Genomic DNA, 14,927 nt, shown 5'->3' on the forward strand with positions numbered 1-14,927 from the left:
AAATATTTGCTCTTTTTATACCAATTGGAGTTTACACAAAATCAGGGATACACCCCCTATGTATGTTTTGGCTGCCGTTTTTTGTATTTTTTATTTGCCAAAAACAGCTGTCTCAAAATAGACTTAAAAACCTATTCTGAGACAGCCATTTTCGTATTTTAAGTATATTTTTTAGGTTGGTCTCATTTTTTTACAGACGGACTCTTTTTATCTTTAATACCATTTAGTTAGAGATGTATTACATTCTGCTGTGGAATAACCGTATATTTTTGCACAAAAAAGAGCAACGGCAGGCTCCGTTACTCCAATTCATGCAAAAATATTCAAGCTCTTTTCTCTTTTACTCTTTCTAATCGGATGATCTTTGCTTCTTGCTTAAAAATTCTTCGATTTAAGGCTTCGATGTCATCGCTTAACTCGGCTATGGACTCCTTAGTTGCTGTTCGTTCCAGTATAGCGATTATATCCTTTTGTTGTTCTGTAATAACTTTATCTAAATCAGCTTTGGTTGGCATATCGTCTAATCGTTGATTAATTTTTCCGATTTCACTATTAATTTTTCCTACTTCGTTCTTAACATTTCCGATTTCGCTACTAAGTTTCCCTACTTCATTTTTAACATTTTCTATTTCACTAAATAAACTCGTTTGTCCCTCGAGTATTTGCTGTAATATTTTTTCCATAGATATCCCTCCAACTATTTAATCCTCGTTACATTTTTAACTTATTTTATCACAAGTCCTTGCTTATGGACAGAGCAAATCCTTATCATTGCTTGACCTACCTGACATACTAAGGTTTCATCGCCTCGCTGGCTCCCAGGTTAATACCTGCATAAAAAATCGTACTGAATCGGAAAATCCTTGCTTATAGCTAAGAGCTATACTTGCAGCTTCCATTTCATTATGTTTATCAACTAGCCGACATAATGTCCAATGTAAATTTTGGGGTAGTGCTGCACGTAGTTCACCCTCATATTCCCTAGCCGCTATATTAGAATAATAATATTCGCTTGATACTTCCTGCAGCGGTATGTTTAGACTAACCATCTCCATAGATTCCATAGCACTTTCAAAAAGGTTTTTCTTTTTCACAATATCCTCTCCTTACTATTAATTCCTCATCATTCGCTTACAGTTTTTACACTTCATAGTTAAATATTAAACCAGGAAGTATAAACTGTCAAGTTTTATTTTAAACTCTTTTACTTATCTTTAAACCCTATGGTATAATCATTGCGAAGGAGTGATATCGTGGGAGTAAAAGAAGATATTAAAGCAATTATCGTACAGTCGGGCTGGACTATGAGCAATCTCGTTCAAGCTCTAAATGAAAAATTTGATCGCAATGACACTGTTCAAAATTTAAGCAACAAACTTTCGCGAGGCACATTAAAATATAAAGAAGCCTTGGAAATTGCCGAAGTTTTAGGACTTAAAATTGAATGGAGAAAAAATACCGACTAAGCTAGCATATAGACAACTCCTGAAATTCAGTATTTCACTGATTTTCAGGAGTTATTATTTTTATTATAGGGTTTTTACTTGCAATTATTCTCGTCCGTTTTGTTACCTAATGATAGGCCATTTTATAATTCAAAGTTTCTAGATGAGATCTTTAAAGAGAAAATCAATGAACCAAACTACTCGTTGTAATCCAAAAAAACAATATCGGATACACCAGCACTAAAAAGACTGCTGTAGTTAATACAAAGGCTGCACCAGAGACATGTAAATTTAGACCGTACAGCCTGGCGGTCACAATGGCATTTATTCCTGTAGGTACACTGGCTAAAATCAAAATCGTACCAAGCAAAGCTTGATCATTAAAGACCTCCCGGGCTAATAGGTATCCGATTATCGGCGTAATTACAAACTTTATTGGTACCAGATCAAAAGTAGAGCTATAATACTCTTTCATTCCTGAAAAGTTAATACTATATCCTGCTGGAATCAAAGCGGTCCAGGCTGCAATGTGTACCAAAGGGTCGAATACTGCACCCAAAAAGGCAGGACGCGGCACGCCACTTACGCAGAGGATTATGCCAATAATGAGTCCTACAACTGGTAACTGATTCCGATTCAAAAACATAGAAGCAAAGGTAATTTTTTGTTTTTCTATTCCAGAGCAGCTTTGCTGCCGATAATATTGTGCCATAGGAAAACAAAATAAAAACAATACTAAATTTTGAGCTAAGCCAACGATCTGCGTGTAGGCAAAAGCCGCTTCGCCAAATATAATATAGGCACAAAGCCCGCCCAAGGTTCCAGAATTAGATAAAATCGCCGACGCTAAGTAGCTTCCTTTCTCCAGACAATTCGTATACTTGTGTTTTGATGCAAAATAGGCAGCAGTACCAGGAATGATACTCAACAGGATTCCAAAAAAAGGCAGCCAAATTAACTCCCATTTCAAAGGTAAAGCCCAGAAACTAAGAATGGATAAAACCGTAGAGATTACTAGAATATTAACTACGATCAATTTATCGCAATTTTTCTCGCTCAAGTATTGCCTGCGTCGAAAAAAGTACCCCAACATGAGGGGAAGTAAAAGATCCATAAAAACATATACCAATTTTAACTTTATATCCATGATCGATCCTCTTTTTTATCACTTATACACCATTTTTATTCATTTATGTTCTATTCTGTTATAAATTGTATTTTCCTTCCACTCATTTTTCTGAATTTTTTCATCGTATAAAAAAATCTTAACGCATTCTTCAAAACTTATAATTTTTGATATTATAAAAACTTGAATGCGCCTTGTTCACATTCAAGTTGATTATGACAACCCATTTCTGACATTTTCCATAATGGGTTGATATATATCTAGTTCACAATAATTATCTTTTGATATGGCGGTATCGATGTATTCAAAGCGAAAGGTATCGGCGAATTTAAAACCGGACTTAAAAATCCATTTGGAATACATATGGACTAGTAATCGACCGACTTGCCTGCCATTAATATCATTGGGATGAAAAAAACCAACAAAACGAAAGGCTACATATTTATGAGCCGGTATTGTAATTCCCTTCATACCTTCCGGTATATGGGATAAATCATGTACTTGAAGGGAGGGAATATAATAAATATATCCCTCATCATTCCTGCTCCAATCTGTATAGCCAAAATATACTTGCGGATTAACTGGATTTACAATTTTGTGTTTATGATTGTAATAAAAATCATTCCCATAGGCATTGGCAGTCTTATCTCCAGATTTACTTACGATTTTATGTTGATTGCCAACCAAATAAATTTTTGGTTTATAAATGAAAAAGGGTTTGTAGATAATCGAATTATTAACGGACAAAATATCATGTATATTTAATTTTTCCTTAATGATGAGTGATAGATTATCCAAACGTACTTTTAAGGGGGTATGCCCAAACTTTTTACGAAAAGCTCTGATATAGGACTGTTCATAATCAAAACCATACTCTAAAGCAATATCAATCATTCTCATATTGGTATGAAGCAGTTCATTAACACTTGCTGAAAGTTTTCGCGACTGAACATATTCCATTAAGGATTCACCAGTTAAGGATTTAAACATCCTATGCAAATGATATTTTGAGATCCCTGCATGCTGGACAATATCATCTAAGGTAATCTTCTCATTCAGATTGTTTTCAATATAATTTACACATGCAGCTACTGTCTCTTTCATATCAATCATCTGTTTGACCAGCCCCCAAACTTTAAAAAGCTTTTAACACTAGTGTTGCATTGTGCCCGCCAAAGCCAAAAGAATTTGTCAAAGCATAGGATAGAGCTGCTTTTCTTCCTTCGTTTGGAACATAGTCAAGATCACATCCCTGATCGGGCGTTTTGTAATTGATCGTTGGCGGTAAAAATCCCTCTTTTAGAGCAGATGCCGTAATAATGGCTTCAATAGCTCCCGCCGCTCCTAATAAGTGACCTGTCATGGATTTCGTTGAACTTACTGCAAGCTCATATGCATGCTTTCCAAAAACAGTTTTTATAGCACTTGTTTCATTTTTGTCCCCTAATGGCGTCGATGTGCCATGGGCATTGATATAACCAATATCCTGAAGCTGCACATTTGCATCTTCAATTGCCAGCTTCATACATTCAGCAGCCCCTTCTCCACCTTCAGCAGGTGCAGTAATATGATATGCATCATTGGTGCAGCCATAACCTACAATTTCTGCAATAATTGTTGCGCCTCGCTCTAAAGCATGATTTAGTTCTTCGACAATTAGGATGCCTGCACCTTCTCCCAGTACAAATCCGTCACGTTCTAAATCAAAAGGTCTAGAAGCAGAGGCAGCATCCTGATTCGTAGTCATTGCTTTCATGGCACAAAAACCAGCCATTGCTAATCTTGTAATAGATGCTTCCGTACCACCTGCAATCATCACATCAGCAGCATTTCTTTGAATGATTTTATAAGCGTCACCAATTGCATTGGTAGAAGAGGCACAGGCTGAAACAGTACATTCTGCAAATCCCTTAAGACCGTATCGAATCGCAACCAGTCCCGCAGCCATATTGGGCAGCATCATCGGTATCAAAAAAGGACTGATTCTGCTGGTCCCTTTTTCTAAAAGCAAACTGTGCTGACTTTCAATGGTTTCGATACCACCAATACCCGTTCCAATCATAACACCAATACGTTTTTTGTTTTCTTTAGCAAAATCAATCTTTGCTTCTTCAACTGCCATTTGCGTGGCAGCTATAGCATATTGTGTAAATCGGTCCATCCGTTTTACTTCTTTCCTGTCTAGAAACGGATTGGGGTCAAAGTCCCTTATCTCAGCTCCTACCTGGGTAGGTAAATCAGAGACGTCAATTCTCTCAATTCTGCTAATGCCGGATTTTCCTTGTTTAATGGACTGCCAAAGAGCATCTGCACCACATCCTAACGAAGATACGGATCCCATCCCTGTAATCACTACACGTCTATTCATTGTATATCCTCCTATGCTCACTTTATACGTTTTTTCGTGTCACAAGACAACATTTCATCAGATATTTTTGTATTATACCTTGACCTAACTGTAACATATTTATTTTTAAATAATGAACAATTCTTGCTACTATCTATAGTCATAATCAAGCAGGATTCTAAGTATAAATTCAAGAAGATAGTGTAATAGATACATCTAAAATCGAAACTGAAATTAGGAGAATACATAAATGGCTACAATTAATGATTTTATGGAACTAGATATTCGAAAGCCGCATCAGCAGCATTGAGCCTTTGTGGTTCATAGAATCTTATATTCTTCCACCATGAAACTTATACATTCTGCTATCTAAAAGACTTACTGCCAAAGTGAGTCCTTTTTCATTTTTCATATCTTTTTAATCTTTCGATAAGAGTTCCTGTATGCAATTCAAACAGGTGATTATCAAAATCGTAAAAGTATAAGGAGCGTCCCTCGCCTTCCACCCTTGCTCTGGGAGGTCTGCAATCTACACCTAGTGTTTTTACACGTTCTTCATATAGGGTAAACTCTTCTTCTTTAATTTTGAATGCTACATGGTTATAAGTCCGCTCTTTTAAAGGTTCCCCTTCTATGACAGCAAACCACTGACCAGCAATTAGGAAAAACTTTTCTTTTGCGATTGAGAACCTCTTATCATCACTGGAGTAGACTTCTTGAGCCTCAAAGATATGTCTTAAAAAAGCTGCTGTTTTCTCCAAGTCTTTTACAATAAAAGTAATATGGCTTATGCCTTCCATTACGAACATCTCCTTTGTCAGATATAAACTGAAATAACTGGACTATATAGTCCAAATATTTCTCTTTGTCATACTTTTGTCATACTTCCATGTTATTCTACATACATCAACTGATCGGCACAGCATCGGTTCATTTAGAAATCATAGTACATCCTTTGCCCAATAATCCGATGCAAAGCCGATCATTTACATATATCAAATCAACTTTAGTCTTTTATTTCATAAAAAAGACACTACTTACGAATTTTTAGGGGGATTACTCATGAAAAAGAAAATATTCACTCTTATGGCAGGTACTATGTTGGCTACCAGCATTGGATATGCTGCACCGCTTACGGATCTTGCTCCAGGAGAAACCACAATTGGGTATAATCATTATAATTTGGATCAAAATGGATACGGCATAGACGATGATAGTTTTTATATAGAAAATGCTCTTTCAGATAAATTTACTGCTGGCATTGAGAGAAATGGTTATTCATCATACTATGGCTCCCATACTACCGATATCTATGTCCACTATAAATTAGACAATAATGTACGCCTGATTGCTGGCGATAGAAATTATAGTGGAGAATCGGATAAATTCTTCTATGGTGTCGGCGTGAGTGCAAATTTAGCTCCTAGATTAGATGGCTATGCATCTGTAATAACAAACAGTGTAGAGACTGGATGGCAAACAGGATTAAACTATGCGATGGATGGTAAAACCTCTCTTAATCTTGGATATAAATCCGATAAACACGATCATTCCTCAACGCGGGATGGTGTAGGCTTTGGTATTAACCACAAATTTTAAGACAGTATCCGATCAGACTGACAACACTCCTGTTGCCAGTCTAATCTTTTTATTTCCTTATTTCTTTTACACTATAGTTTCTGGTAGTTCATGATAATTCCTGCTTACTGGCTATGATTTTAACAGATACACTTCTTCTAGTTTGCATAGCCCTGCCCAATCTTGACGATAATAAGAAAAAGCATTATACTTAATTTATCAAAGGGGAGTAATTAATATAGGTGCTGTCAACATAATGGTGTAACAACCTGGTAGTACCCGCTATTTGCGTAATGAGACTTTTGGTGCTTTTTAAGAGCACCAAAAGTCTTTTTTTATTTGCCCTTACATATCAAAATGGGAGGTAGTTATATGCTGAATCTTTATGTAACATTATTAGTAGCTATTATCGTGATCTATTACAGCTGTGAATTGTTTGTCAATGCCATTGAATGGTTTGGCAGAAAATTTAACGTTGCACAATGTGCCGTAGGAACTATTTTGGCAGCCTTTGGAACCGCTTTGCCGGAAAGTGTTGTAACTCTGATGGCAGTCGCCTTTAATTCCAGTGCTGAGCAAAAAGATATTGGTATTGGAGCCGCTTTGGGTGGCCCTCTTGTACTGGGAACCATTTCTTATGCGGTAGTGGGACTCTGTATTATCTTTTTCCGCAAGAAGCGAGATTTAGGAGTCGAGATTGATATTGACAGCAAAAAATTGAGCCGAGACCAGCTATGGTTTGTATCCATCTTTATCTTTAAAGTATTAATGGGTCTTTTCATCTTTAGTCTCAAACCCTTGGCAGGCATCTTATTTTTATCGGCCTATGCATTTTATTTTTATAAAGAGATGGGAGCAGAATGTGTTATCTCAGAAGAGGTTATGGAGCCATTGACCTTTCAACCGAAAAAGAAAGATCCAACTGTATTTTGGGTATTATCCCAAACCTTTATTTCATTAATGCTTATTTTTATCAGTTCTCATCTTTTTGTTAAAAATTTAGAAGCTCTTAGTGTTTCTTGGAATATGTCTCCATTGATTCTTTCTCTATTGATCAGTCCGATTGCTACGGAATTGCCTGAAATATTAAATGCGGTGATATGGGTAAGGCAAGGAAAAGAAACTCTTGCCTTAGGTAATATTAGTGGCGCAATGATGATACAGGCCACCATTCCAACTGCCTTAGGGTTATTTTTTACTCCTTGGTTATTCGATTTTCATCTTATCTGGGCGGGCTGTATGACGCTGCTCTCTATTTTTTACTTATTACTAACTTTAAAACAGGACAAACTATCACCCCAGCGTTTAGTCTACGCAGGCGGTTTCTATCTCCTATTTTCCTGTATTTTCTTTATAAAATAAGGTATGATATTCATAATCATCGACTCTTATCAAAAATTACATAGCAATTATAAGTAAATGGCCCTATACCAGAAAGACTTTAGCTGGAATATTACATAGTCATCCGATTAAACTAAAGTTTTAAACCTAGAACATAGCTAAGAGGATAGCCGATTTTAATTAAAATCGGCTATCCTCTTTAATATCTAACTCCCTGGTAAGCCTTTACTATACATGTCCGTAACAACTTTTAGAATTGAGTACCAAAGCTAAAATGGCACCTTCCGCCTTCTTTCCCATATCCATAATCAACACGTATTGGTCCTACAGGTGTGTTTACGCGTATCCCTGCTCCAATACTATACTTCAAATCATTTAAATTATAACTACCACTCCAGGCGTTACCAGCATCTGCAAAAACAACACCTTGTACCTTATTTGCTATTGGATAGCGATATTCGGCTGTAGCGGTAAACATTTTATCGCCTTTAAATTCATTATCTTCATAACCACGCAGCGTATCGATACCACCTACAGAAAATTTGCTAGCATCAGGCAGGTCTCCCGAACTAGTACCGGCTGTTACTTGGAATGCCAAAACTTGCTGACCACCAACTTTAAAATATTTGCGTCCGTCAAGGATGTATTTGTTGAAATCAAATTCACCGCCAAGAGCTTTTCCCGCAAATTCACTTGTTAAATACGCTGCCCTTCTGTAGGACTAAAAACATTATCACGAGTATCATATACTCTTGCTAAGGTTACGCTATGTACTTCACCAAAATTCTTTTGGATATAGTCTGCGTAATTAGCATCGTAGCCATCTTCCCCATACGCTGCTGAATAGTCTACAGTTCCCGACTCATGCTCGATATAAAGATCTTTCCGTTTCGTAAGGGTAATATAATTCTTTACATGCTCCCCTTCAGGGCGCCCTAATGTAATATTAAAGCCTCGAGACCTGCGATAATAGGTAGAGCGAAGTTTTGTATTGTCGCCATCCAGCCCATAATCACTCACTTCATTAACTGAATTAAATAGATCCACACTTAATGATGTTTCTTTCTTATCGATATAAGGATTCGTAAAATTGAGACTCCAGCCTGTACCAGCGATACTGGAGTAACCGTGCTGAAAGTTTAGGTTGACCTTATTGCCAGATCCGTTAAAATTACTATCTCCCACTCCGATAACCGCTGTCACGCCGTCACTTTCACTATAGCCTCCGCCAATCGTAAAGGTTCCGGTTTTCTGTTCCTTAACATCTACCTGGACGATAACGGCATTCGGCTCTCTGCCAGGATTCAATTTCATATTTACATCTTCGAAGAATCCAAGATTATTCAATCTTTGTAAACTCCGCTTTGCATCCTTAGCATTAAAAACATCTTGTTCTTTTAATTTTATTTCACGAGTAATAACATGCTTTTTTGTTTTCTCATTGCCTTTTACAATAATGCCTTCAACCATACCTTCATTGATGAAAACCTTAAGTACTCCTTCTTGATCCACTGTAATATTACTCACCTTGGCTAATATATATCCTTGATCGTGATAATACTGCTCAATGGCTTGTACTTTTTCATCAATTATTTTATTATCGCTAAGATTGCCAATCATTCCTTTAGATAGGTTCTGCAGGGTTTCACTTGAAACTACTTTATTTCCTACAAAATCAATACTTTTTATCATCATCTTCTCAGTAACAACATATATCACTTTAATGCCTTCTGGTACTTCAATAAACTGGGCTTGTACATCATAAAAACTGCCAAGATCATAAATGGTTTTTAGATCCTGCTGAATAATCTCGGCATTGAATGTATCCCCTGGTTTTAGTTTCACCACAGAAAGATCGTGTAATGTTTTATTGTCACTAATACTTACATCAACAATTTGCTTGCCAGTAAAATCCGCAGCATAAACCAAAGTACCGGGCAGACCTGCGATAATGGATATTGCTGCTATTAATACATACCGACTATACCATCTTTTTTTCATTTATTTCTCCTCAATTACGTTTAGCCAAACCATTCGTCACTTTACCACCGTCTATCCCTTGACCCCGGTCCATGCCGCCAAGAACCATAAGGAGGATCCCATCCCAAAATCATCATTATCAATTATAATCCGATTTATTCCCTCCTATTCTTTTCCACAAATCAGGCTTACCAAGTAAAGTAACTTTCCTTATTTTTCATATTATAAAAGAAATTTGTTACTGTTTTGTTACAATCTATCGACAATTATATATTCATTCTATTTGAATATTCTTTTTTATTTTCGATTGTTACGAAAAAAACAAGGATGTACCAACTCGTACATCCTTTTCATCAGTATTTATTCTTTTAATGGGTTTCTTATCACAAAGCAGCATGGTCTTTAAGCCAATATAAAATAAGCTCACTCAGTTCTTTTTTCCATATCGCTGAGCCTCTTAGCCTTTGGTGTTCCAATCAGCAATTCATTGTATCTATATTTGGTATTCAATTTCTAAAGACTTGGCCGCAGTCAAATATCGGATTTGTCTAAATTTCATAAAATCAAACCATTGATTGGCAAAAGCTGCCGTCCTGCTGATTTCCGACTGTTGCAATTTTTCAAGATCTGCTGCAAAGTTATTAAAATCCTCTTCAGAATGAATTTTAATAAAAGCACCTTGTGAATCAATGAAAGGACTCTGTTCATAGGTCAAATGCTTCAGTGAGATGATATCCTGTAATTTGGATTTTCTGATGATTGCTGTAAGACCGGTTCTTATATCTACTACATTGAAATCTGCTGGATATTCATAGGTTACACCCGTGGAAGGTATAACATCCCCTATGTTAAAAGAATGAGGCACACCTTCAATTTTCTTAATCCCGCCCTCAGTAAATACATAGTAATATTCATCAAAGCACTTGGCTGCTATTTCATCATCTTGTTTTAAGAATTTGCTGACAGATTGTCTTTCTTGTGCTAAACCAGTAACGATCCCGCCGCCACAGACATCATAACCATCCACGATGACAAATCTGCCTGTATTTTGATTGTTTCTAAATTCATCAAAACAGATTTCCCTTTTGGTCTTGATCGTTACTTCCGCTACATCATTGGTCTTTGCCTGGCTGGCATTTTCCAGGTTTTCTAATGTAGTCGCATCAATCACTTTATTAATCACATAAATTTCACATTCTACTTCTTGTGTGGCTAATTTGAGCTTGTATTCCTTATTTTTTACTAAATCATTTTTTCCCATCCAGAAGAGAGAAACTTTAAAGGTATCAGAAGTAATTGGGGCATCATAGGTATGAGAGATAAATTCACCCCGTTGGTTAAAAAACTCATCCTCTACGGTAATCCCCACAGACATTCCAGCAGAGATCTGATCTACTTTATCTTTTTCCACCCAATACTCTATACTTTTCACTTTCGTTACCTTATTACTAGGAGAGATTAAAATTTCATCTCCTGTTCGTAAGGTACCCGCTTCAATTCTGCCTGCAATAATTCTCCTGCTATCAAACTTATATACATCTTGTATGGGGAAACGCAAAGGTTTACCCTCTAGCCCTTTATCCTTCTCAAATAAATCAATGGCTTTTAAAACGGGCTCTCCCTTATACCATGGCATTTTATCCGATGAAGCAGTTATATTTTCTCCATGAAAAGCAGAAACGGGTATATATTTTAATGGATAAACATGTAGACTCGTTAAAAACTCATTCATTTCCTGCTTAATCGCATTAAACTTTTCTTCGGAATACTGTATTAGATCCATCTTATTCACTAATACGTAGGCTTTTTGAATTCCTAACAGCGATAAGATATAACCATGCCGTTTGGATTGTTCCTGAATGCCTTCGTTCGCATCAATAATTAAGAGCGCAGCTTCGGCACTGGCAGCTCCGGATATCATATTCTTCAAGAATTCCTTATGACCAGGCGCATCAATGATCACATAATCTCGTTTATCCGTACGAAATTGAAGCTGTGTAGTATCAATTGTAATACCCTGTTTTTGTTCCTCCTCAAAAGCGTCCAATAAATATGCATATTCAAAAGGTTTTCCCTTTTCCTTCGCAATTCTCTTAACCCGATCGATAGCACCTTCTGGAAGGGATTTTGTATCATATAGCAAACGACCGATTACTGTAGATTTCCCATGGTCTACATGTCCGACAACAACAATATTTAATACTTCTCTAGCAATATCCATTGACTTTCCTCCTACACGATTCTCTCATTACTCCACAGGCCGCATCTTACATGTATCCATCTTTACGGAGTTTTTGCATGGCATATGAATCTTCCTGATCTTGAGCCCTGCCTGCTCTTTCGCCCACTTTCGTATTTTTCAATTCTTCAATAATCTGAGCAACTGTAACCGCATTGGAATCAATTTGCCCTGTACATGGAGCACATCCCAGGCTTCTGTATCGTTTGCCATTTTTAGCGAAATATAAATCTACTAATTCGATTTTTTCCCTTTCAATGTAAGCCCAAATGTCCATTTCATTCCAGTGAAGAATAGGATGTACCCTAATATGATTCCCTTTAGGAAAATCGGTCTTAAATTGATCCCATAATTCGGGTGCCTGATTTGTATAGTCCCATTCCGAATCTTTATTTCGTTCACTGAAGACTCGCTCTTTGGAACGTGATCCTTCTTCATCCCGACGAATCCCTAAAATTAGACCTTCAAATTCATATTTGGTAACTACCTGCTGCAGACCATCTGTTTTCAGTGCTTTACAACAGACCAATCGACCTTGATGAGGTCCCATCCCTGCGTTTAGGGCTTCTTCATTTTTATGGACAATCAATTCGATATTATACTCTTTAGCCATTCGATCTCTAAATACAATCATTTCCGGAATTTTATGAGTCGTATCCACATGAATAAACGGAAATGGGCAATGACCAAAGAACGCCTTCTTAGCCAGCCACAACATCACCGTTGAGTCCTTACCGATTGACCATAACATTCCTAGCTTACCAAATTTTTTATAGGCTTCTCGCAATATAAAAATACTCTGAGCCTCGAGTCTATCTAAATGATCCATACTTTTCCTCCTAATAGGCATTAGCCTGTCTCTTATCGATGGTGAGTATTTGCTTACTGCCATCTGGTGCAACGATGATCCAATGTAAGAGTTGACCTTCTTGCTTTGTGTATAGAAAACTCCCCTTGCCCCCCATATCCGCTCCCAGATAATACTGGATTGCATTAAAGTTGCATTCCTTGACACAGGAAGTACAGCCCCAACATTCTTTAGGATATTTGATCTGGGTCTTTCCTGCAGGATCTTCTGCTAACAAACTACCAGGACAAACCTCTCGGCATTTTCCACAGCCGGTGCATTTATGACGATCAATCTTTATGCTCATAGATGTCATCCTTCTTTACTAAATCTCGCAGTATTATTTTGACTTCGCCCTTAGAAAAACGTGAATTTACATATTTCAGCCAATTGACATCATCTCGCTCAGGATAATCAGCATTTTCTTGAAACGTATGCCATCGCGTCTCTTTTCTTGCGCCTAAATGCTGAATTAATGTATCACAAACATACAATCGGTCAATCACTTCGTAAATCAGCATCAGTTCGTGTAAATCATGGGCTTTAAGCTTATAACTAAGCTGCAATAAGTCTTTAATCTGTCTTTTTGCCACTTGCAGTTTACTAAGGTTAAAAACATAGCCGGAAGAAATTCCGCCTGCATATTGATCCATAACTTTCTGCATAGCCTCTTCGATTTCTTCCACCGTATAAAGACCTTGTTCGTTTCTAAAAAAAGCATTAACAGCTTCTGCCTTTCTTTCAACCTCCTGCAAGTCAGGTGGGGTAATTACTATGCCTTGTATATAAGCTACAGCAGCAACGGCTGCAATTTCACCTTCTGCAAAGCATCCTGTCACATATTTTTGAGGACTGCCTCCAGCTACGTCACCAGCAGCATAAAGTCCCTGAATCGTTGTAGCTCTATTCGTATCTATCCAATACCCACTTGCTGTATGACCACCAACAATATAAGGTTCGGTTCCTTCAATTTCAACATTCTCATTGGCGGGTCCCTTTCCATTTTCCAGCCATGACAAGGTCTGCGCTGGAGACATATTTAAATAGGCTTTATATAGGTCCTGTTCTTGTTCTTGGCTAATACCCAGGGTCTGCAAATAACAAGGGCCTTTGCCTTTTTGGTTTTCCATTACTGTAGAGTACATTCGAATCGAGGTCTTTGGAATACCGTAGTTCTTCTCGTATTCTTCTCCCTTGCTATTCGTCTGCTGCGCTCCAATTCCTTGGGCAATGGTTCCAGTAGGGGCAATGGTATCTTTACAGCGAAGTGCAATAAATCGCATTTCAAACGTTGTCATTTCAGCGCCTGCTCGAATGCCCATGGCATATCCAGCCCCTGTATTAAAGGGAGAGTACCACATTTTGTGTTTAGAAAATCCAGGATTGTTGGGTTTATAAAGTCCTGCAGCCCCTCCCGTAGTACAGATAACAGCTTTTGCCGAGATTACGTATAAAACAGCGGTATCAAGAGAAAATCCATATGCGCCTATAATTTTTCCATCCTGCAGGATATAATCAATGATATTCATGCGATTGATCACAGTAACATTAGGAATCTTACTTACTGCATCCGCAAGAATGGGTTTTATATTTTCACCATTTATTTTGATATTGCGATTGCCGCGAGAAACATACTCCCCAGCTTCATCCTTCAAAATAACAAGGCCTAAATCCTCAACCTTTTTTGTCACCTGATTCAGTTTCTGGGCAATGGTATATACAAGATCTTCTCTTACCACGCCTTCTGCATCGTTTTTCGCATAGGTAAGATAGGTTTCAGGAGTCTGCCCCTTTACAATGTAGGCATTTAGTGCATTGACCCCTGCTGCTAAGCAGCCGCTGCGCTTTATATTTGCTTTTTCTGCAATGATTACTTTTGCATCTGAATTCTCAGCAATGGTGATTGCGGCAAAACAGCCTGCTGTTCCGCCCCCAACGATTAGAATATCAGTCTCAAGATTCTTAGTTTTCAAATTCATAGATATGCTACCTACTTTCTCTTGACAGTACTTGCCTTTCACACA

13 protein-coding genes and 1 pseudogene are annotated in these 14,927 nt (G+C 37.5%); 3 read left to right on the forward strand and 11 right to left on the reverse strand.

All coding sequences use genetic code 11. The annotated features are described in order from the left end of the window. Positions 1-323: 323 nt before the first annotated feature. Both LMF89_RS19340 and LMF89_RS19345 read right to left on the reverse strand, forming a co-directional pair. Positions 324-683 (reverse strand): hypothetical protein, encoded by a 360-nt coding sequence (locus LMF89_RS19340; RefSeq protein WP_229536502.1) that lies wholly within the window; start codon positions 681-683, stop codon positions 324-326. A 117-nt stretch (positions 684-800) separates the two neighbouring features. Further along, positions 801-1,094, reverse strand: coding sequence for a hypothetical protein (locus LMF89_RS19345; RefSeq protein ID WP_229536503.1), 294 nt, complete (start codon positions 1,092-1,094; stop codon positions 801-803). Between the two features lie 159 nt (positions 1,095-1,253). Here LMF89_RS19345 and LMF89_RS19350 point away from each other — a divergent pair, with 159 nt between their 5' ends. Next, positions 1,254-1,466 carry a DUF6471 domain-containing protein gene (locus LMF89_RS19350; RefSeq protein ID WP_229536504.1) on the forward strand — a complete coding sequence of 71 codons (213 nt, stop codon included), beginning with the start codon at positions 1,254-1,256 and terminating at the stop codon, positions 1,464-1,466. Between the two features lie 163 nt (positions 1,467-1,629). Here the strand turns inward: LMF89_RS19350 and LMF89_RS19355 are convergent, their stop codons facing one another. The 4 genes from LMF89_RS19355 to fosX form a co-directional block, all read right to left on the reverse strand. Then, positions 1,630-2,592 (reverse strand): AEC family transporter, encoded by a 963-nt coding sequence (locus LMF89_RS19355; protein WP_229536505.1) that lies wholly within the window; start codon positions 2,590-2,592, stop codon positions 1,630-1,632. 192 nt (positions 2,593-2,784) lie between these two features. Beyond that, entirely contained in the window at positions 2,785-3,684 is a 900-nt protein-coding gene (locus LMF89_RS19360; protein ID WP_229536506.1) for a helix-turn-helix domain-containing protein, read from the reverse strand. Positions 3,685-3,706: 22 nt separating this feature from the next. Beyond that, complete coding sequence (gene fabF / locus LMF89_RS19365) at positions 3,707-4,939, reverse strand: beta-ketoacyl-ACP synthase II (protein ID WP_229536507.1); 1,233 nt, start codon at positions 4,937-4,939, stop codon at positions 3,707-3,709. A gap of 380 nt (positions 4,940-5,319) precedes the next feature. Next, positions 5,320-5,727, reverse strand: coding sequence for a FosX/FosE/FosI family fosfomycin resistance hydrolase (gene fosX, locus LMF89_RS19370; protein ID WP_439651944.1), 408 nt, complete (start codon positions 5,725-5,727; stop codon positions 5,320-5,322). 253 nt (positions 5,728-5,980) lie between these two features. Here fosX and LMF89_RS19375 point away from each other — a divergent pair, with 253 nt between their 5' ends. Beyond that, on the forward strand, positions 5,981-6,517 hold the full coding sequence (locus tag LMF89_RS19375) for a hypothetical protein (protein WP_229536509.1): 537 nt from the start codon (positions 5,981-5,983) through the stop codon (positions 6,515-6,517). A 351-nt stretch (positions 6,518-6,868) separates the two neighbouring features. Further along, positions 6,869-7,858 (forward strand): sodium:calcium antiporter, encoded by a 990-nt coding sequence (locus LMF89_RS19380; RefSeq protein WP_229536510.1) that lies wholly within the window; start codon positions 6,869-6,871, stop codon positions 7,856-7,858. Positions 7,859-8,087: 229 nt separating this feature from the next. On the opposite strand, the pseudogene LMF89_RS19385 reads toward LMF89_RS19380, so the two are convergent. From LMF89_RS19385 to LMF89_RS19405, 5 genes and pseudogenes are all read right to left on the reverse strand, one after another. Beyond that, positions 8,088-9,838: pseudogene (locus tag LMF89_RS19385) on the reverse strand (BamA/OMP85 family outer membrane protein). Between the two features lie 472 nt (positions 9,839-10,310). Then, positions 10,311-12,038, reverse strand: coding sequence for a sulfate adenylyltransferase subunit 1 (locus LMF89_RS19390; protein WP_229536511.1), 1,728 nt, complete (start codon positions 12,036-12,038; stop codon positions 10,311-10,313). A 46-nt stretch (positions 12,039-12,084) separates the two neighbouring features. After that, positions 12,085-12,885, reverse strand: coding sequence for a sulfate adenylyltransferase subunit CysD (gene cysD, locus LMF89_RS19395; RefSeq protein ID WP_229536512.1), 801 nt, complete (start codon positions 12,883-12,885; stop codon positions 12,085-12,087). A 10-nt stretch (positions 12,886-12,895) separates the two neighbouring features. After that, positions 12,896-13,210 (reverse strand): 4Fe-4S dicluster domain-containing protein, encoded by a 315-nt coding sequence (locus LMF89_RS19400; protein ID WP_007958359.1) that lies wholly within the window; start codon positions 13,208-13,210, stop codon positions 12,896-12,898. Next, positions 13,194-14,882, reverse strand: a complete 1,689-nt coding sequence (locus LMF89_RS19405; protein ID WP_229536513.1) for an adenylyl-sulfate reductase subunit alpha — start codon at positions 14,880-14,882, stop codon at positions 13,194-13,196. Before LMF89_RS19405 ends, LMF89_RS19400 begins: the two co-directional genes overlap by 17 nt. Positions 14,883-14,927 lie beyond the last annotated feature (45 nt).

This window comes from Pelosinus baikalensis, assembly GCF_020819555.1.
Lineage (GTDB): Bacteria > Bacillota > Negativicutes > DSM-13327 > DSM-13327 > Pelosinus > Pelosinus baikalensis.

Bases quoted from the DNA above. Each gene is read 5' to 3' on its own strand.
- LMF89_RS19375 (WP_229536509.1), top strand. From the start codon at position 5,981: ATGAAAAAGAAAATATTCACTCTTATGGCAGGTACTATGTTGGCTACC.
- LMF89_RS19360 (WP_229536506.1), bottom strand. From the start codon at position 3,684: ATGATTGATATGAAAGAGACAGTAGCTGCATGTGTAAATTATATTGAA.
- LMF89_RS19390 (WP_229536511.1), bottom strand. From the start codon at position 12,038: ATGGATATTGCTAGAGAAGTATTAAATATTGTTGTTGTCGGACATGTA.
- cysD (WP_229536512.1), bottom strand. From the start codon at position 12,885: ATGGATCATTTAGATAGACTCGAGGCTCAGAGTATTTTTATATTGCGA.
- LMF89_RS19400 (WP_007958359.1), bottom strand. From the start codon at position 13,210: ATGAGCATAAAGATTGATCGTCATAAATGCACCGGCTGTGGAAAATGC.
- LMF89_RS19340 (WP_229536502.1), bottom strand. From the start codon at position 683: ATGGAAAAAATATTACAGCAAATACTCGAGGGACAAACGAGTTTATTT.
- fosX (WP_439651944.1), bottom strand. From the start codon at position 5,727: ATGTTCGTAATGGAAGGCATAAGCCATATTACTTTTATTGTAAAAGAC.
- LMF89_RS19405 (WP_229536513.1), bottom strand. From the start codon at position 14,882: ATGAATTTGAAAACTAAGAATCTTGAGACTGATATTCTAATCGTTGGG.
- fabF (WP_229536507.1), bottom strand. From the start codon at position 4,939: ATGAATAGACGTGTAGTGATTACAGGGATGGGATCCGTATCTTCGTTA.
- LMF89_RS19355 (WP_229536505.1), bottom strand. From the start codon at position 2,592: ATGGATATAAAGTTAAAATTGGTATATGTTTTTATGGATCTTTTACTT.
- LMF89_RS19380 (WP_229536510.1), top strand. From the start codon at position 6,869: ATGCTGAATCTTTATGTAACATTATTAGTAGCTATTATCGTGATCTAT.